This window comes from Aestuariivirga sp. (assembly GCF_037139295.1).
In the GTDB taxonomy this organism is placed as follows: domain Bacteria; phylum Pseudomonadota; class Alphaproteobacteria; order Rhizobiales; family Aestuariivirgaceae; genus Aestuariivirga.
Genome location: NZ_JBAXGR010000002.1, coordinates 22,577 through 40,273 on the forward strand (window position 1 = coordinate 22,577; position 17,697 = coordinate 40,273).

Annotated in this window: 22 protein-coding genes; 18 read left to right on the forward strand and 4 right to left on the reverse strand. The window is 64.4% G+C overall.

All coding sequences use genetic code 11. From position 1 onward, the window contains the following. The first annotated feature begins 12 nt into the window (after positions 1 to 12). From hflK to WCJ41_RS00960, 6 genes are all read left to right on the forward strand, one after another. On the forward strand, positions 13 to 1,095 hold the full coding sequence (gene hflK, locus WCJ41_RS00935) for an FtsH protease activity modulator HflK (RefSeq protein ID WP_336903936.1): 1,083 nt from the start codon (positions 13 to 15) through the stop codon (positions 1,093 to 1,095). A 14-nt stretch (positions 1,096 to 1,109) separates the two neighbouring features. Continuing rightward, positions 1,110 to 2,024, forward strand: a complete 915-nt coding sequence (hflC, locus tag WCJ41_RS00940) for a protease modulator HflC (protein WP_336903937.1) — start codon at positions 1,110 to 1,112, stop codon at positions 2,022 to 2,024. A gap of 17 nt (positions 2,025 to 2,041) precedes the next feature. Beyond that, positions 2,042 to 2,221 carry a DUF2065 domain-containing protein gene (locus WCJ41_RS00945; protein ID WP_336903938.1) on the forward strand — a complete coding sequence of 60 codons (180 nt, stop codon included), beginning with the start codon at positions 2,042 to 2,044 and terminating at the stop codon, positions 2,219 to 2,221. A 23-nt stretch (positions 2,222 to 2,244) separates the two neighbouring features. Next, positions 2,245 to 3,801: a DegQ family serine endoprotease gene (locus WCJ41_RS00950; protein ID WP_336903939.1), complete on the forward strand. Its 1,557-nt coding sequence runs from the start codon at positions 2,245 to 2,247 to the stop codon at positions 3,799 to 3,801. Positions 3,802 to 4,121: 320 nt separating this feature from the next. After that, on the forward strand, positions 4,122 to 4,397 hold the full coding sequence (locus WCJ41_RS00955) for a PepSY domain-containing protein (protein ID WP_336903940.1): 276 nt from the start codon (positions 4,122 to 4,124) through the stop codon (positions 4,395 to 4,397). After that, the gene (locus tag WCJ41_RS00960; protein WP_336903941.1) at positions 4,387 to 4,953 is read left to right on the forward strand and encodes a cytochrome b/b6 domain-containing protein; all 567 of its coding nucleotides are present in this window, start codon (positions 4,387 to 4,389) and stop codon (positions 4,951 to 4,953) included. The genes WCJ41_RS00955 and WCJ41_RS00960 overlap by 11 nt, the downstream gene beginning before the upstream one ends. Positions 4,954 to 4,959: 6 nt before the next feature. On the opposite strand, the gene serB is transcribed toward WCJ41_RS00960, so the two are convergent. Further along, positions 4,960 to 5,826, reverse strand: coding sequence for a phosphoserine phosphatase SerB (gene serB, locus WCJ41_RS00965; protein WP_336903942.1), 867 nt, complete (start codon positions 5,824 to 5,826; stop codon positions 4,960 to 4,962). Here serB and miaA point away from each other — a divergent pair, their 5' ends adjacent. From miaA to WCJ41_RS00995, 6 genes are all read left to right on the forward strand, one after another. After that, positions 5,827 to 6,684 (forward strand): tRNA (adenosine(37)-N6)-dimethylallyltransferase MiaA, encoded by an 858-nt coding sequence (miaA, locus tag WCJ41_RS00970; protein ID WP_336903943.1) that lies wholly within the window; start codon positions 5,827 to 5,829, stop codon positions 6,682 to 6,684. Between the two features lie 128 nt (positions 6,685 to 6,812). After that, positions 6,813 to 7,379 (forward strand): hypothetical protein, encoded by a 567-nt coding sequence (locus WCJ41_RS00975; RefSeq protein WP_336903944.1) that lies wholly within the window; start codon positions 6,813 to 6,815, stop codon positions 7,377 to 7,379. 220 nt (positions 7,380 to 7,599) lie between these two features. Then, positions 7,600 to 9,369, forward strand: coding sequence for an acetolactate synthase 3 large subunit (locus WCJ41_RS00980; RefSeq protein WP_336903945.1), 1,770 nt, complete (start codon positions 7,600 to 7,602; stop codon positions 9,367 to 9,369). Between the two features lie 16 nt (positions 9,370 to 9,385). Continuing rightward, a complete protein-coding gene (gene ilvN / locus WCJ41_RS00985) occupies positions 9,386 to 9,946 on the forward strand; it encodes an acetolactate synthase small subunit (RefSeq protein ID WP_336903946.1) in 561 nt (186 codons plus the stop codon). A gap of 534 nt (positions 9,947 to 10,480) precedes the next feature. Next, the gene (locus WCJ41_RS00990) at positions 10,481 to 11,221 is read left to right on the forward strand and encodes a pyridoxine 5'-phosphate synthase (RefSeq protein WP_336903947.1); all 741 of its coding nucleotides are present in this window, start codon (positions 10,481 to 10,483) and stop codon (positions 11,219 to 11,221) included. After that, positions 11,208 to 11,837: a LysE family translocator gene (locus tag WCJ41_RS00995; RefSeq protein ID WP_336903948.1), complete on the forward strand. Its 630-nt coding sequence runs from the start codon at positions 11,208 to 11,210 to the stop codon at positions 11,835 to 11,837. The genes WCJ41_RS00990 and WCJ41_RS00995 overlap by 14 nt, the downstream gene beginning before the upstream one ends. On the opposite strand, the gene WCJ41_RS01000 is transcribed toward WCJ41_RS00995, so the two are convergent. Next, positions 11,834 to 12,217, reverse strand: a complete 384-nt coding sequence (locus WCJ41_RS01000) for a hypothetical protein (RefSeq protein ID WP_336903949.1) — start codon at positions 12,215 to 12,217, stop codon at positions 11,834 to 11,836. The two genes, WCJ41_RS00995 and WCJ41_RS01000, sit on opposite strands and share 4 nt — an antisense overlap. A 1-nt stretch (position 12,218) precedes the next feature. Next, entirely contained in the window at positions 12,219 to 12,674 is a 456-nt protein-coding gene (locus WCJ41_RS01005; RefSeq protein ID WP_336903950.1) for a RidA family protein, read from the reverse strand. A gap of 165 nt (positions 12,675 to 12,839) precedes the next feature. Here WCJ41_RS01005 and ilvC point away from each other — a divergent pair, with 165 nt between their 5' ends. The 6 genes from ilvC (at position 12,840) to WCJ41_RS01035 (ending at position 17,424) form a co-directional block, all read left to right on the forward strand. Further along, the gene (gene ilvC, locus WCJ41_RS01010; protein WP_336903951.1) at positions 12,840 to 13,859 is read left to right on the forward strand and encodes a ketol-acid reductoisomerase; all 1,020 of its coding nucleotides are present in this window, start codon (positions 12,840 to 12,842) and stop codon (positions 13,857 to 13,859) included. Positions 13,860 to 14,034: 175 nt separating this feature from the next. Beyond that, on the forward strand, positions 14,035 to 14,538 hold the full coding sequence (locus WCJ41_RS01015) for a heme-degrading domain-containing protein (protein WP_336903952.1): 504 nt from the start codon (positions 14,035 to 14,037) through the stop codon (positions 14,536 to 14,538). After that, a complete protein-coding gene (locus WCJ41_RS01020; RefSeq protein WP_336904048.1) occupies positions 14,535 to 15,281 on the forward strand; it encodes a sulfite exporter TauE/SafE family protein in 747 nt (248 codons plus the stop codon). The genes WCJ41_RS01015 and WCJ41_RS01020 overlap by 4 nt, the downstream gene beginning before the upstream one ends. Continuing rightward, positions 15,278 to 15,967: an NUDIX hydrolase gene (locus WCJ41_RS01025; protein WP_336903953.1), complete on the forward strand. Its 690-nt coding sequence runs from the start codon at positions 15,278 to 15,280 to the stop codon at positions 15,965 to 15,967. The genes WCJ41_RS01020 and WCJ41_RS01025 overlap by 4 nt, the downstream gene beginning before the upstream one ends. A 74-nt stretch (positions 15,968 to 16,041) precedes the next feature. After that, positions 16,042 to 16,950, forward strand: coding sequence for a PhzF family phenazine biosynthesis protein (locus WCJ41_RS01030; protein WP_336903954.1), 909 nt, complete (start codon positions 16,042 to 16,044; stop codon positions 16,948 to 16,950). 51 nt (positions 16,951 to 17,001) lie between these two features. Beyond that, on the forward strand, positions 17,002 to 17,424 hold the full coding sequence (locus WCJ41_RS01035) for a hypothetical protein (RefSeq protein WP_336903955.1): 423 nt from the start codon (positions 17,002 to 17,004) through the stop codon (positions 17,422 to 17,424). A 9-nt stretch (positions 17,425 to 17,433) separates the two neighbouring features. Here the strand turns inward: WCJ41_RS01035 and WCJ41_RS01040 are convergent, their stop codons facing one another. Then, on the reverse strand, positions 17,434 to 17,673 hold the full coding sequence (locus tag WCJ41_RS01040) for a hypothetical protein (RefSeq protein ID WP_336903956.1): 240 nt from the start codon (positions 17,671 to 17,673) through the stop codon (positions 17,434 to 17,436). Between the last annotated feature and the right edge of the window lie 24 nt (positions 17,674 to 17,697).

Sequence of the window (17,697 nt, forward strand, 5' to 3'; positions counted from 1 at the left end):
GGGTGAAATTGAATGCCGTGGAATTCCGAAGGCGGTGGTGGTGGTCAGGGTCCCTGGGGACAGGGGCCGTGGGGGCAGGGCGGCGGACCGCGCAAGCCCAACCCGGGTGGCCGCGGGCCAAACCCGCCGGACCTCGATGACCTCATCCGCAGGGGGCAGGACAAGCTGAAGCAGGTGCTGCCGCAGGGCGGCGGTGGATATGTCGGCTGGCTTCTGGGGCTTGGTTTCATCGCCCTCGTGGTGGTCTACAACAGCGTCTATCAGGTCCAGCCGGACGAGCGCGGCGTCGTTCTGCGCTTCGGAACCTTCAACCGCGTCGCCGAACCGGGCCTCCACTTCGCGCTGTGGCCGGTCGAGACGATGGAGAAGCCGAAGGTCGGCGCGGTACGCCAGATCAACATTGGCAACGAGGCCAACGACGGCCAGATGCTGACCTCCGACAAGAACATCATCAATGTTCCCTTCTCGGTGTTCTGGCGCATCAACGATGCCAAGAACTACCTCTTCAACGTCGCCGACCAGGAGCGCGTCATCAGCGCCGTGGCCCAGAGCGCCATGCGCGAGGTGGTGGGCCAGACCCGCGCCCAGGCCATCCTGACGACCGGCAAGAACACCGTCGAGGCGCAGGTCATCGACATCACCCAGAAGCTGCTCGACGAATATGGCTCGGGCGTCACCGTGTCGTCCGTCAACCTCGGCGACGTGCAGCCGCCGCGTGAAGTGGCCGATGCCTTCGCCGAAGTGGTGCGCGCCGGCCAGAACCAGCAGCAGTCGATCAACGAGGCCGAGCAGTACCGGAACCAGAAGTATCGCCTCACCGACGGTGACGCCGCGAAGCTCGTTGAGGATGCCAATGCCTACAAGTCCGCCACCGTGGCGGAGGCGCAGGGCGAGGCCGCGCGCTTCCTCTCCGTCTATGAGCAGTACAAGAACGCCAAGGACGTGACGCGCGAGCGCATCTATCTCGAGACCATGGAGAATCTGCTGGGCGGCACCAACAAGGTCATCATCGAGCAGGGCGCCAACGGGCAGGGCGTGGTTCCCTACCTGCCGCTACCCGACCTGAAGGCCCGTTCGGGCGCGGCACAGAACTGAGCGGGAGCAGAGCCATGAACAGCACGTCCAAGACCATTTTCGCCGCCTTCGCCATCGCCGCGGCGCTGCTCTTCTACATGTCCTATTTCGTGGTGGACCAGACGCACAAGGCGCTCGTCCTGCGCTTTGGTGACATCGACCGCGTGGTGGAGAAGCCGGGCCTCTACTTCAAGGTGCCCTTCGCCGACACCGTGTCGCTGATCGACAACCGCATCATGATCTGGGAGAACAACGGCCGCCCGGTGCAGGATGTGGCCTCGCAGGTCTATATCGTCGACGCCTTCACGCTGGCGCGCATCAAGGATGCCCGCCTGTTCCGTGAAACGCTGGGCGCCGACATGCTGCAGGCCGAGACCCGCGTGGGTGCCCGCCTCGACGCCGCGCTGCGCCAGACCTATGGCCGCCGCTCCTTCGATGCAGCACTCTCGTCCGACCGCGCCACCATGATGCGCGAGATCCGCGACCAGCTTCGCCAGGAAGCCGACGGGCTCGGCATCGAGATCGTCGACGTTCGGGTGCGCCGCACCGACCTTTCCGAAAACGTGCTCGACCAGACCTATGGCCGCATGAAGTCGGAGCGCAATGCGCTGGCCCAGGACATCCGCTCGCAGGGTGAATCGACCAAGACCCGCATGAACGCCGAGACCGACCGCACGGTGACCGAGAAGCTCGCCCAGGCCAAGAAGGAAGCGGAGATCGTCCGCGGCCAGGGCGATGCGGAACGTAACCGCGTGTTCGCCGAGGCCTTCGAGCAGGATCCGGAGTTCTTCGCCTTCTATCGGTCCATGCAGGCCTATCAGAAGGCGCTGGGCGGAAACGGCACCACCATGGTGCTGAACCCGGACTCGGAGTTCTTCCGCTACTTCGGCGATCAGAAGGCCGGGGGCGCCACGGCCCCGCAGCCGGCTCCGGCCCAGCCGGCGCAGTGATGCTGGCAAATGTGCTGATGGCCCTCGGTCTCGTTCTCGTGATCGAGGGTCTTCTTTATGCCTTGGTTCCAGCCCAGCTGAAGGCCATGATGCAGTCAGTGCAAAATCTTTCGGACGACCAGTTGCGTATAGGGGGCGTTGCCGCCATGGCCACCGGTGTTGTGGCGGTGTGGCTGGTACACGCGGCGATGTTCTGAGACGAATTTCGAGGAGGGTGGTTATGAGCGGCAAGATCGTGACAATGCGCAGCCTGGTGCTGGCAGCGGGTATCAGCATGCTGGCGGCAACCGCCGTGCAGGCGCAGACCGCGGCACAGCCGACACAGGACCCCACCACCGCACAGATCCCGCTGCAGGAACTTCCCTCCGTCGCCGATCTCGCTGACCGGCTGCTGCCTGCGGTGGTGGAGATCACCATCGAGTCGGGCGGCGAAGCGGCCGCCGACGCACCCGAGACCCAGCAGGATGCGCCGGACGCCACGCCCGGCACGCCGCCGGACAGCGGCAACCCGGATGACCCGAACAATCCCTTCAAGGATTTCTTCGACGAGTTCCTCAAGCGAGGGCAGGGTGGCGAGCAGCCGAAGCAGAAGATGACCTCCATGGGCTCGGGCTTCGTGGTCGACCCGTCTGGCATCATCGTCACCAACAACCACGTGGTGGAAGGTGCGGAAACGATCGAGGTCCACTTCCACGACGACACTGTCCTCAAGGGTGAACTCGTCGGCCGCGATCCCAAGACCGATCTCGCGGTGATCCGCGTCAAGCCCAAGAATCCGCTGCCTACCGTGGCCTTCGGCGACAGCGACAAGCTGCGCGTCGGCGAATGGGTGATGGCCATCGGCAATCCCTTCGGCCTCGGCGGCTCGGTGTCGCTCGGCATCGTCTCGGCGCGGAACCGCGACATCAACGCTGGTCCCTATGATGATTTCATCCAGACGGATGCCGCCATCAACAAGGGCAATTCCGGTGGCCCGCTGTTCAACCTCAAGGGCCAGGTGATGGGCATCAACACGGCCATCTTCTCGCCGTCGGGCGGCTCGGTCGGCATCGGCTTCTCGGTGCCCTCCAACACCGCGAAGAACGTCATCGCCCAACTCACCCAATATGGCGAGACCAGGCGTGGCTGGCTGGGCGTGAAGATCCAGGCCGTGACGGACGAGATCGCGGAGTCACTCGCACTCGACAACACGCATGGCGCGCTGATCGCCGATGTCACGCCCACCGGCCCGGCCGAGAAGGCGGGCCTGCAGTCGGGCGACATCATCATCGAGTTCAACGGCCGCCCGGTGAACACCATGCGCGACCTGCCGAAGTTCGTGGCTGAAACGCCGATCGGCGACAAGGTGCCGCTCAAGGTTCTGCGCAAGGGCAAGGAAGTGGCGCTCACCGCCGAGGTGGGCCGCCTCGAGGACGGCGAGAAGCTGGCTGACGCATCGGGTGCCAAGAAGCCGGAACCCGCTGCCCCCGCCGTCGTCACCGCGCTCGGCATGACGCTGACCTCCATCACTGACGAGCTCCGCACCAAGTTCGGTATCGACAAGGACCTGAAGGGTGCTGTCATCACCGAGGTGGCGAAGGACGGTGCAGCGGCCGACAAGCGTCTCGAGCCGGGCGACGTCATCACCGAGGCGGGCGAGCAGGAAGTCCAGGGCGCGGCCGACATCTCGGCGCGCGTCGATGAAGCCCAGAAGGCGGGCAAGAGCTCGATCCTGCTGCTCGTCGCCAAGGGCGGCAAATCGGGTGAAATGCGCTTCATCGCCCTGAAGCTGAAATAACGAAGTGACCGGCACCCCGGCGAAAGCCGGGGCAAGGCATCCGTGAGGCGCTGGTTCACGCCACGAACTCGCGCCTCTCATACCCCCGCAGATGCAGCGCCCGTTGTGATTGTGCGCGCGTTGGCGCGGCAGTTTTCCCATTCCTGACGGCGAGCTGAAGGAGATCACCCCCAGCCGTCAGCAAGCGGTCAGTTTGGCCCGTCAAGTTTCACCTGTCCTGCAGATGTTCAGTGTAACGGTGAGCCCAGGCCCTTTGCCTGGCGCCGGGTGCGATGCCAGCTGCACGATCCAACGACAGCAAACTTATGAGGAATCGATCCATGAAGCTGATTGCCACGATCGCCGTCCTGAGTGTCGCAATGTCAACAGGCGCCTTTGCCGCCGCCCAATGCAGCACGAGCCCTGCAGCGAAATTCCAGCCGCAGGCCACGCTCGAAAGTCAGCTGAAGGCAGCTGGCATGAACGTTCGCCGTGTCAAGACGGAGAAGGGCTGCTACGAAGTTTACGCCATCGATAAGAACGGTAAGAAGGTCAACCTGGCCTTCAATGCGGAAACCCTCGAGAAGGTTGATAATCCTGAAGCCGGTGAGAACTGACCCCGAAGCATTGGGCGACGCAGGCGGCGACCACGTCATGGTCGCCGTCTGGGATCCGCTCGTCCGGCTGTTTCACTGGGGCATCGTGGCGAGCTTTGCCATTGCCTGGTTCAGCGCGGCCAGGTCTGATGATGTCCACATGTGGGCTGGATATGTGGCGGCCGTTCTCGTCGCTTGCCGGCTGGTCTGGGGACTGGCCGGTACGCGCCACGCCCGGTTCATCGATTTCGTCCGTTCGCCGCTGGCCGTGATCGCTTATCTGCGGGATATCTCGGTTGGCCGTGAGGCGCGGTACCTTGGGCACAACCCGGCTGGTGGTGCGATGATTCTCGTACTTCTCGCCGCCCTGTTGCTCACCGCCTTCAGTGGCTGGCTTGAAACCACCGACGCCTATTATGGTGTCTCCTGGGTTCAGGATACCCACAGCTATGCAGCGCATGGCATTCTTGTCCTTGTGGCGCTGCACGTCGGCGGCGTCGCGCTGGCGAGTGTCCGCCACAGGGAGAACCTGGTGCGCGCCATGATCACCGGCCGCAAGAGATCGCTCTCGGAATAGCCGCCCCTAGTCCCTGAAGGCGCTCTGCTCATACCCCTGCAGATAGAGCAGCGCTGTCAGGTCTCCGTGGTTCACGCGGTAGCGTGCCTCCGCCTGCACCTGCGGCTTGGCGTGGAGTGCCACACCCATGCCGGCGGCGCCGATCATCGCGAGGTCATTGGCCCCGTCGCCCACCGCAAGCGCATCAGCGGTGGAAATTCCAAGCCCGGCTGAAATCCGCCGCAGCGCGTCGAGCTTCGCCTGCTGCCCGAGGATGGGGTATCCCACCTCGCCGGTGAGCACGCCGTCCGCCACGATCAAGTCGTTCGCCTGGTTCTCGTCGAAGCCAAGATCCGCCGCCACTTTCGCGGTGAAGGGCGTGAATCCGCCGGAGACGAGTGCGGTATAGGCGCCATTGGCCTTCATGGTGGCGATCAGCGTGCGACCTCCGGCCATGAAGCTGATCCGTTCACGGAGGATTGTGTCGATGATCCCGGCATCGAGGCCCTTCAGCAGCTTCACCCGCTCCTTGAGTGCGCCCTCGAAGTCCAGTTCGCCGCGCATGGCGCGCGCCGTGATCTCTTTGATGTGGTCGCCGATCCCCGCCATCACGCCCAACTCGTCGATGCATTCCTGCTCGATCATGGTGGAATCCATGTCTGCGATCAGCAGTCGCTTGCGCCGGTTGGCGGCGGGAACGACGTTCACGTCGATGGGCAGTGCGGCAAGCTCGGCCACAGCAGCATCGCGGCCCGCGAAGTCCGCAACTTCCAGCGCCTCGCCCTTCGCCAGCCAGCGTGGGCTGCCCGCGCCGAAGTCGCGCAGCATGTCCGCAGTCGTCACGCCGATTGCATGGGACCCCGGGGCTGCTATGAGGACGAGAACGGATTCCATATGACCACCAGTCACCACAAACGCGCGCTGCTTATTGCAGGCCCCACCGCCAGCGGCAAGTCCGCCCTGGCGCTGAAGAAGGCCGCCAGACTGAACGGCGTCATCATCAATGCCGATGCGTTGCAGGTCTATTCGGCCCTGCGCATCCTCTCGGCCCGTCCCACGCCCGAGGAAGAAACCCGCACCCCGCATCGCCTTTATGGCCACGTCGGCGCCGAGCAGCCTTACTCCGTCGCCTCGTGGCTCACGGAAGCCCGCGGCGAGATGGAGGCCGCGTGGGAGCAGGGACTTCTCCCCATCGTCACCGGCGGCACAGGGCTCTATTTCCGTGCCCTCGAACTGGGCCTCGCCCCCGTGCCGGAAATTCCCGTAGACGTGCGCGCCCACTGGCGCAGCTTCGCGGGCGACCTCCATGCCGAACTTCTCTCGCGTGACCCCGCCATGGCCGCCAAGCTCCTGCCGACCGATCGCCAGCGCCTGTCCCGTGCGCTGGAAGTGGTCGATGCAACAGGCCGCTCGCTGCTCGACTGGCAGAAGGATGGCCAGTCCCAGGCGCCGCTCCGGGACGTCGCGGTCGAGCGCATCTTTATCGATATCCCGCGCGATGAGCTTTATGCCCGCGCCGAGGCCCGCTTCGATGCCATGCTGAATGCCGGCGCACTGGAGGAGGCGCGAGCGCTCGCCCATCTCGATCCCATGCTGCCTGCCATGAAGGCCATCGGCCTGCCGGAGCTCATCTCCCATCTCAGGGGTGAGATCACGCTCGAGGCGGCCGCCGTCAACGCCAAGACCGCCACCCGCAACTTCATCAAGCGCCAACTCACCTGGTGGCGCAGCCAGATGGTGCACTGGCGCTGACAACACGGGCGTCTTCACCTCCCCGCCGCCTGAGGAATCTACCGATATTGCCATTGGCCGGAGCCGCCATTAAACCCTTGCGCGCAGGATGGTTGGCAGTCCTGCGGCGAGAAAAAGGAGGGCCTCAGATGAAACATTTCGTGATCGCGATGATCGCCGCTGCAGCGGCGTTGAGCATTCCCGGGGCGGCCATGGCAGACGCCGTGATGGGGGCTGGCTTCCAGCAGGCCCAGGTTCGCATGCCGCAGCCCGCACCTTATCCCGACCCTGACATGCGCATGCCGGTTCCCGGCGCGGGCGGCGGCGTCAAGGGCTGCTGGCGGGCCAGGCAGGCGCTTTATGGCCAATATCGTCTGTCCTTCTGCCTCAACCGCGGCTCCGACGGCGGCTACCAGGTCGAGGGTGGCAAGCTCTCCTGCAACGGCGACATCGACTGGGTGCGCAACGGCAATCAGGTCGACATCCGCATGAACCGCGGCCGCTGCAACCGCAACACCGACTGGAGCCGCGACCGCATCACCTGCACCATCGACATGTATGGCGCAGCGCCGGGGCAGGCCACGCTCATTCCGGCCCAGGCCCGCATGCCGGTGCCCGGTGGCGATGGCTACGACATCAACCGTCTTGAATGCGTCTATCGCCCTGTCGCCGGCCCCTATGGCCCGACGCGCTTCGTGGCCAAGCGCGATTACTGACGTATCCGCGGGCGGAAGGGGTCTTGACGGCCCCGTTCCGCCCGCGTAAACAGCCGCCCATGAACACCATTCTCGTAGTAGGACCGCGCAACGCCGGGGAGGCTTAAGCCTCCAGGAACTGGTGGTGTTGCGCGGAAATCAGGCTCCCTCGGGGGCCTTTTTTATTGCCTGAATGACAAATCACGTGTTTGACGAACGGAAAAGTTGAAGAGGTTCTGAGATGGCCACCACCGAGATGACAGGCGCAGCAATGGTGCTGAAGGCACTGGCCGACCAGGGGGTCGACACAGTGTTCGGCTATCCGGGCGGCGCCGTGCTGCCGATCTATGACGAGATCTTCCAGCAGGAAAAGGTCGAGCACATCCTCGTCCGCCACGAGCAGGGCGCGACCCACGCGGCGGAAGGCTATGCCCGCTCCACCGGCAAGTGCGGCGTCGTGCTCGTCACCTCCGGCCCCGGCGCCACCAACGCGGTGACGGGCCTCACGGATGCGCTGCTCGACTCCATCCCCATGGTCTGCATCACCGGCCAGGTGCCCACGCATCTCATCGGCTCCGACGCCTTCCAGGAATGCGACACGGTCGGCATCACGCGTCCCTGCACCAAGCACAACTATCTGGTGAAGGACGTGAACGACCTCGCGCGCATCCTGCACGAGGCCTTCTATGTCGCCACCCATGGCCGCCCCGGCCCGGTCGTGGTCGATATCCCGAAGGACGTGCAGTTCGCCAAGGGCCGCTACGTCGGCCCCAAGAACATCGAGCACAAGACCTATCGCCCGCAGGTCAAGGCCGACCAGAACGCCATCCGCGCTGCGGTGGAACTCATCGCCACGGCCAAGCGCCCGATCCTCTACACGGGCGGCGGCGTCATCAACTCAGGCCCCACGGCGTCCAAGCTGCTGCGCGACTTCGTGGAGATGACCAACATCCCCATCACCTCCACGCTGATGGGCCTTGGCGCCTATCCGGCGGGCGGCAAGAACTGGCTCGGCATGCTCGGCATGCACGGCATGTACGAGGCCAACATGGCCATGCATGACTGCGACGTGATGATCTGCGTCGGCGCCCGCTTTGACGACCGCATCACCGGCCGCCTCAACGGCTTCTCGCCCAACTCGAAGAAGATCCACATCGACATCGACCCGTCGTCCATCAACAAGACGGTGCGCGTCGATATCCCCGTGGTCGCCGACGTGGCGCACGCGCTGGAGGACATGATCCGCGTGTGGAAGGCCAAGTCGATCAGACTCGACAAGAAGTCGCTCGATACCTGGTGGAAGCAGATCGACGGCTGGCGCGCCAAGGATTGCCTCAAGTACAAGAAGAACGCCGACGTCATCATGCCGCAATACGCGGTCGAGCGTCTCTATGAGCTGACCAAGGACAAGAACACCTACATCACCACGGAAGTGGGCCAGCACCAGATGTGGGCGGCACAGTTCTATCGCTTCGAGGAGCCGAACCGCTGGATGACGTCGGGTGGCCTCGGCACCATGGGCTATGGCTTGCCCGCCGCGGTTGGCGTACAGCAGGCTCATCCGGATGCGCTGGTCATCGACATCGCTGGCGATGCCTCGGTGCTGATGACCATGCAGGAGATGTCGACGGCCATCCAGTATGAGCTGCCGATCAAGATCTTCATCCTCAACAACCAGCACATGGGCATGGTGCGCCAGTGGCAGCAGCTGCTGCACGGCAACCGCCTGTCGCACTCCTACACGGAAGCACTGCCTGACTTCGTTAAGCTTGCGGAAGCCTATGGCTGCGTCGGCATGCGCGCCACCAAGCCCCATGAGCTCGACGATGCCATCAAGGAGATGATCAAGACGCCGCATCCGGTGCTGTTCGATTGCCGCGTGGCCGCGCTCACCAACTGCTTCCCGATGATCCCCTCGGGCAAGGCCCATAACGAGATGATCCTTGGCGAGGACGTGGCCGACGAGGACGTCGGCTCGGTGATCGACGCCAAGGGCAAGATGCTGGTTTAAGGGACGGAGAAAAGACATGAACGCTCATCTTCAGCCCTCGGGCTCAGCCTACTTCCTCGACAGCGCCAAGCCGCTGGTCGAAACCCACACGCTCGCCGTGGTGGTCGACAACGAGCCGGGCGTACTGGCCCGCGTCATCGGCCTGTTCTCGGGTCGTGGCTACAACATCGACTCGCTCACCGTGTCCGAGACGCAGCATGAGAAGCACGTCTCGCGCATCACCATCGTGACCAGTGCAACGCCTGCGGTGATCGAGCAGATCAAGAACCAGCTCGGTCGCATGGTGCCTGTCCACTCCGTGGCCGACCTCACGGTGCAGGGCAATTCGGTCACCCGCGAGCTCGCCATGGTCAAGGTGGCGGGTTCGGGCGAAAAGCGCGTCGAGGCGCTGCGCCTGGCGGATGCCTTCCGCGCCCGCGTTATCGACGCTGGCACCACCAGCTTCATCTTCGAGATCACCGGCAAGAGCGACAAGGTGGAACAGTTCATCTCGCTCATGGTACCGCTGGGCCTGGTTGAAGTGGCCCGCACCGGCGTTGCCGGCATCACCCGCGGTGCAGAGGGCATGAAGGTCTGAGGCCCGGTCCTCACATCCTCCACCACCCGTCATGGCCGGGTTGTCCCGGCCATTCTTTTTGGCGGCCACCGTACACTCCCTCAATCCGGCCCTCGCCGGGGTGACGCCAAAGAAAGCGGATGGAGGAGCGTGAGAGCCTCTGCCAAAGCTCCGCCTCGCGCTCCCCCACGCGGCCACGCGGAGGAACGGGAGGGGAGGCCGGGTGGCCTCGAAAACAGATTCACAATGTCAATCAGCAGCAGGCACGGTGAAGAATACATACCTAGCACAGGACAGAAAGAAAGTAAAGGAAAAAAATCCGTACCTCCGCCTCTCGTCCTCTCCCGCTCCGCGGGAGAGGAAGGGGCCCCAACGCAGTTGGGGGAGGTGAGGGGAGGCGGGGCAAGGCGGGTCGGTGCGTCCGCCCCCACATCCCCCGCTCAAGAAGCGCCAGTATAGACTCCCCCAAAGCGGTCTGCCCATTTTCCTTCCAACCGGCTTTTTTCTCCGGACCATCCTCGGCTAGAACCGTGTCATCGAAGGAGCGTTCCCGCCGTGCCGTGCAAGCTGTCCGTCAACGTCAATGCCATTGCCTATCTCCGGAACCGCCGCCACGTGCCGTGGCCGTCGGTAGTCGATCTCTGCCGGGTGGCGCTCGACAATGGCTCGGTCGGCATTACCGTTCACCCCCGCCCCGACGAGCGCCACATCCGCCGCACTGATGTCAGTGACATCAACCGCCTGCTGCGCGCCGAGTGCCCGGGCCGGGAATTCAATATCGAGGGCTACCCGGACGAGCGCTTCCTCAGCCTGTGCGAGGCGGAGAAGCCGGAGCAGGTGACGCTGGTGCCGGATGATCCCACGCAAGGAACCTCTGACCACGGCTGGGACATTGCCGCCAACCGCGAGCTGCTGACCGGCATCATCGCCCGCCTCCACATGGGCGGCATGCGCGTTTCGCTGTTCGTCGACCCGGACCCTGCGGCGCCGGCGCTCGCCAGGGTCATCGGCGCCGACCGGGTGGAAATCTATACCGGCCCCTATGGCGGCGCCTTCACCCCCGCCGATGTCGAACGCGAATTCGCGAAAGTGGTGGCCACCGGTAAGGCGGCGGAAGCGGCGGGCCTCGGCCTCAACGCCGGGCATGACCTCACGCGGGACAACCTGCCGGCCCTTGTCAAGGCGCTGCCGAACCTTCAGGAAGTCTCCATCGGACACGCCGTCGTCGCCGATGCCTTGATGTTCGGCATGGGCGAGACGGTCAGGAAATTCAGGACGGCCATTGGCGACCTCTGATCTCTTCACGCTGCTCTCTGTCGGCTTCGTTCAGCTCCTCGCGGTGATCTCCCCGGGGCCGAGTTTCCTCATCACCGCGCGCACCGCCGTGGCCAAGTCGCATCGCGACGGCGTCAAGGTGGCCCTGGGCCTCGGTACCGGCACTGTGGTGTGGTCCACCGCAGCTCTCCTCGGCCTGAATGCAGTGTTCCATGCGGTGCCCGTGCTGTTCATCGGCATGAAGATCGCCGGTGCGCTGTTCCTGCTTTACATCGCCTACAAGATCTTCCGCCACGCGGCGGAGCCCTTGAACATGGAGGGTGGCGAGGGGCCAACCGGCAGTCCCTTCGTCAAGGGTTTCCTCACCCAGATTTCGAACCCCAAGGTCGCGGTGTTCTTCGGCTCCATCATCCTCGCCATGCTGCCGGCCCAGCTGTCACCCTGGATGACGGTGGCGCTGATCGCCATCTTCAGCCTCAACGAGGTGTGGTGGTACACGGTTGTGGCACTGTTTTTCGGCTCGGGCCCGGTGCGGCGCTTCTACCTCAGGGCCAAGGTCTGGATCGACCGGGTGACGGGCTTGTTCCTCGGCGGCCTCGGCCTGCGCCTGCTGTGGTCGGCGCGCGACGCGCTTTAGTTTTCCGGAGTGACGCCCAGCGGCAGCGGTGCGTTGGCGCTGCCGAGTTTCAGTTCCACGGTGGTGAAGGCCAGCGTGGTGTTGCCGATGTTCTCGAGATCATGCACCATCTTCTCGCCCTTGCCATAGGTGAAGTGCTTCGTGGTGCCCGTTTCGTAGGCGGTCTCAACCACGCGCCCGTCGCCCATGGTGGAGCGCGAGCGGCCGGGCGAGAGGGCGGTCCAGAAATAATTCAGCACATGGGTATGGAAAGCGACGCGCTCGCCGGGTGCGAGCTCGATCCGCCAGACGCGCACCGCGTCGGTCTCCGACAGCAGCCGCTGGCCCACCATGCCATGGCCCGGGCCCAGCGCGCGTTCGAGTTCCTCCTTGCGGTCCATCTCAGATCTCCGCGTAGAGCACGACGAGCGAAGTGCAGTCCAAGGGCATCACCGGGTTGGTATAGATCATCCGCGTGTGCCGCCCCTTGTCCCCGAACGCCTCGTTGATGAGGTCCGAGGCGCCGTTCAGGCACTTGGGGTGTTCCTTGAAGCTCTCGTCCACCCAAAGGGTGCCCTCGAGCCGGATGATGCGCGTCACCTTCGAAAGCTCGCCCACCGCCTGCCTGATCTGGGCAATGGCATTGAGGCAGGAGAGCTGGCAGGAGCCGTAGCCGTCCTCCCCCGTAAGCTCGCGCCCGATCCGACCTACATAGGCCAGCTTCCCGTCCCGCCAGGGCAGGTTGCCGGACGTCATCACCACGTTCCCGGAAATCGCCCAGGGCACGTAATTGGCCACCGCCCCCGCCGCTTGCGGCAGCGTCAGGCCCATTTTCTCGATCTGCTGTTCCGGCGTCATCCAAGGCTCCCCGTTTCCTGCCCAGATTAGCACCCGCCGGGCGGCTGGGAAGGGGGCCGGGCAGGCCGTCGGGGGCATGGCGCCCATGCCTTTTGCCGCTTGCCTTGGGGGCTGCCCCCGCGCTATTCCCGCCCAATTCAAATTCCAATGGGATGGACCAAGCCAATGCGCGTTTATTATGACCGTGATGCCGACGTGAACCTGATCAAGTCCAAGAAGGTGGCGATCGTCGGTTATGGCAGCCAGGGCCGCGCCCACGCGCTGAACCTCAAGGATTCCGGCGCCACCAACCTCGTGGTTGCGCTCAAGGCAGGTTCGCCCACCGCCAAGAAGGTGGAGGCCGACGGCCTCAAGGTGATGACCGTGGCGGAAGCCGCCAAGTGGGCCGACCTGATGATGATGGCCACACCGGACGAGCTCCAGGCCGACATCTACCGCGACGAGATCGCCCCGAACATCCGTGATGGTGCTGCGATCGCCTTCGCCCACGGCCTCAACGTGCACTTCAACCTGATCGAGCCGAAGAAGACCATCGACGTCGTCATGATCGCGCCGAAGGGCCCCGGCCACACGGTGCGCGGCGAATACCAGAAGGGCGGCGGCGTGCCCTGCCTCATCGCCATCCACCAGGATGCCTCGGGCAATGCCCATGACCTTGCCCTGTCTTACGCCTCAGGCGTGGGCGGCGGCCGCTCCGGCATCATCGAGACCACCTTCAAGGAAGAGTGCGAGACCGATCTCTTCGGCGAGCAGGTCGTGCTCTGCGGCGGCCTCGTCGAGCTGATCCGCGCCGGCTACGAAACCCTGGTCGAGGCGGGCTACGCCCCCGAGATGGCCTATTTCGAGTGCCTGCACGAAGTGAAGCTGATCGTCGACCTGATCTATGAAGGCGGCATCGCCAACATGAACTACTCGATCTCGAACACCGCCGAGTGGGGCGAATACGTCACCGGCCCGCGCATCATCACCGAAGACACCAAGAAGGAAATGAAGCGCGTTCTCACCGACATCCAGACCGGCAAGTTCACGTCCGACTGGATGCAGGAATATCGCGCCGGTGCCGCCCGCTTCAAGGGCATCCGCCGCATGAACGACAGCCACAACATCGAGGAAGTGGGCGCCAAGCTCCGCGCCATGATGCCGTGGATCGCCAAGAACAAGCTGGTCGACAAGGCCCGCAACTAGTCATTTCCGCATAGCACGGACGAATGAAGGGCGGTTTCCACGAAACCGCCCTTCTGCTTTAAGCGACACCAACGACCGTCATCCCGGCGAAAGCCGGGACCCAGCTTTGGGAGCGAGAAGCGGGTCCCCGGCTTTCGCCGGGGTGACGGGCATGAAAAATTATGGGGGAACACGCATGAGCCTAGAAAGCGACATCGCAAAGATCACGCGGCAGGAGGAAGAGCTCCGCTTCGCGCATTTCAGCGAGGCGGATGCCTGGGCGCTGGGCTCCCTCATGCGCGCCAAGGCCGAAGAGCGGAAGATCCCCTTCGTCATCGACATCCGCATCGGTGACCGGCCGCTGTTCTACACAGCCCTTCCGGGTTCGACTCCGGAAAACCCGGACTGGGTGCGGCGCAAGGTGAACACGGTTTATCGCTTCCACAAGTCGTCCTATCGCGTGGGCCGCGAATACCAGCTTTCCGGAAAGGCCTTCGATGCCTCGCGCGGGCTGGACCCGATGGACTATGCCAGTGCCGGTGGCGGCTTCCCGATTTACCTGAAAGGAACGGGCGTTGTCGGCGTGGTCACCGTCTCCGGCGTGCCGCAGCGGGAGGACCACGGCTTCGTGGTCGAGATGCTGTGCCGCTTCCTCGGCGTCGAGCACGCGATGCTGGAGCTGGGCCCCGAAACCAACTGATGGACTACAGCCTCGGTTTTTTCCTGATGGCAGGCGCCGCCGCATTCCTGGTCGGCGCCTCCAAGGGCGGGCTGCCGATGGTGGGGGCCTTGGGCGTGCCGCTGCTGGCGCTGGTCATGTCTCCGGTCGCCGCTGCTGCACTTCTGCTGCCGGTCTATATCGTCAGCGACTGGGTTGGGCTTTGGGCCTATCGCCATGAATTCAGCAAGCGCAACCTCGCGATCCTGCTGCCCGCCATGATCTTCGGCGTCGGCGTCGGCTGGGCCACCGCCCGGATCACGCCGGAGTGGATGGTGACGCTTCTGGTGGGCTTGGTCGGATTGTACTACTGCGGCACAGTTGTGTTCCGGAAGGCCAATGCGCCACCGCACCGGGCGGATGTGCCGCGCGGGCTGTTCTGGGGAACCCTCACCGGCTTCACCAGTTTCGTGAGCCACACTGGCGGCCCACCGTTCCAGACCTATGTGCTTCCGCAGAAGCTGCCGAAGATGGTTTTTGCCGGAACCAGCACCATCGCCTTCGCCATCATCAACGTGGTGAAGCTCGTGCCCTATTGGGCGCTGGGCCAGTTCAACCCCGGCAACCTCGAGATGGCGGCCATGCTGTCGCCCGTTGCGATCATCGGCGCGGTGGTGGGCTACAAGGGAACGAAGAAGCTGCCCGAGCAGCTGTTCTACCGCCTCGTCGAGGTGGCGCTGTTCATCATCTCGCTCAAACTCATCTACGACGCGCTGTTCAAATGATCCGTGCCGAGATCGTCACCGCGCTGGACCTGCGCTGCACCGGCAGGCCCTGGGCCTTCGAGGCTGCCAACCGCGCGGCGATCGCCCGCCACTGGGACGCGATGGTGGCGGCCAAGCCCACGCTGTGGAACGGTCGCACGCTGATCTGCACCAGTGCCACGGTGGAGCATGGCGTGTTCCGCGCTGAATTGAGCGAGATCGACTATGCGAGCTTCGTCGCCTGGCGCGACTGGGGCCGGCCGGACCAGAGTGTCGTCAACTGCTTCGGCGTGCCCGCCGTGTTCGCGTCGGATGGCGCGCTGCTGATTGGCGTGATGAGCCCCACCACCCTCAATGCCGGCATGGCCTATCCGCCCTCGGGCTCGCTGGAGCCGAAGGACGTGAGGCCCGATGGAACGGTCGACATTCTGGGGAACATGCGCATCGAACTGCTGGAGGAAACGGGCCTTGATCTTGCCGAGGCCACCCCGGGCCCGATGATGGTGATCTTCGAGGGTCCGCGCCTCGCCGTGGTCCAGCGCTTCGACGTTCCGCTCAGCTTCGCCGAGATCGAGCGTCACTTCGCCGCCCATGCGGCGCAGGATGCGCATGCCGAGCTTTCCGCGGTCGAGCCCCTCCGCAATGCCTCACAGGTTGATCCAAGAATGCCGGGTTATGTGGCCCAGCTGTTGAGGCACTTTGCCTGACTCATTTCCCTCACCCTCGGGGGCGGGATTGAAAGGGGATGCAAGAGCATTTGGATCACGCTACTCTGTCTTTCATGAAACTCCCCTTCGCCACCTATGACGTCTTCACCAACGCGCGGTTCGGCGGCAATCCCCTTGCCATCGTCGAGGAGGCGGATGGCCTTTCGACCGCAGAGATGCAGGTCATCGCACGTGAGTTCAACCTCTCCGAAACGATCTTCGTGATGAAGCCAAGGGACTCCGCCAATACGGCAAGCGTGCGCATCTTTTTCCCCACCGCCGAGATTCCCTTCGCAGGCCACCCGACGGTGGGCTGCGCCATCCACCTCGCGCAGAAGAAATACAAGGCGGGCTGTTCCTTCGAAACGACGATCAGGCTGGAGGAGGTGGCGGGCCTCGTGCCCGTGAAGGTGTCGCGCATCGGCGATGTGCCGCGCGCCCAGTTCACCGCACCCGTCACGCCCTTTGCCGTGGACGGTCCGGCGCCTTCCGCAGAGGAGATCGCGAAGGCACTGGGCCTTGCGGCCTCGGACATCGGCTTCGACGGCCACCGGCCGGGCCTGTTCAAGGGCGGCCCCAGCTTCCTCTATGTGCCGCTTGGCAGCCGCGACGCGCTGGCACGCGCCCGGGTGATCGAGCCCCACTGGTCCAACGTCTTCGCCAATCTCGGCACGCGCATGGCCTATATGTACACGCGCGGCGGCGATGGTGCCGGAACGGCCTTTCGCGCCCGCGCCTATGCCCCGCTCGACGGCATACCGGAGGACCCGGCGACGGGTTCCGCCACCGCCATCCTTGCCGCGCAGCTGCTTGCTGCGGAAACATTGGGCGACGGCACGCACCGCTGGAAGCTGGAGCAGGGCTATGAGATGGGCCGCCCCTCCGACCTGTGGCTCGAAGCCGATGTTGCCGGTGCGAAGCTGCTTGCGGTGCGGGTGGCAGGTCAGGCCGTGCAAATCAGTTCAGGCGTGCTAGACATCTAGCCGGGAACCAGGCACAGCGCGACACCGGCCAAGGGGAGGGCCGAACGCCACATGAAGATCATTCTGCTCATCGCCCACCTGATCGCGATTGCCACCGGCACGGGCATGAGCATCGCCAACTACATCAACATCCGGATCGCGGCGGGCGAAACGGGTGACCGTCGGGCCGCACTTGCCTTCCTCCGGCGCATCCTGGCGCGCATCGGCGATATCGTCATCCTGGCGATCTGGATCACCGGCATCGGCCTGTTCTACAGCCTGCCGCCGCAGGACGAGCCCAACAGCTGGTTCATGGTGAAGATCGGCTTCGTGGTGCTGCTCACCATCTGCCACGGCCTTGCCCGCATGACTGCCGGTAAGATGATGCGAACCGGCGACCAGTCGCTCTATCCGCGTATGGAGCTGCTGGTGTCAGGCGTGTGGATGTCGGCGCTGGCCGCCATCATCCTCGCCGTGCTGGCCTTCGAAACCTAAGGAAGCGCCTTACTGCGCAAGCATGGAGCTGGCGTCGGAGATGACGTCGGCCGCCTCTTCCTCGTTGCCCGCTGCACAGAGCTTCTCGGCCTGGGCCACCATGTCCTGAACCTGGGTTTTCACATCGGGCTGCAGGGTCGCGGCGGCAAATGCGGCCTTGAGGGCCGGAAGTTCCGTATCGCAGGGGCCAGCGAAAGCCGGGGCGGACAGGGCGGCGAGAAAACCAAGCACGAGCAGGGCGGACTTCATTTCGCAAAACCTCATGGGAGCGCT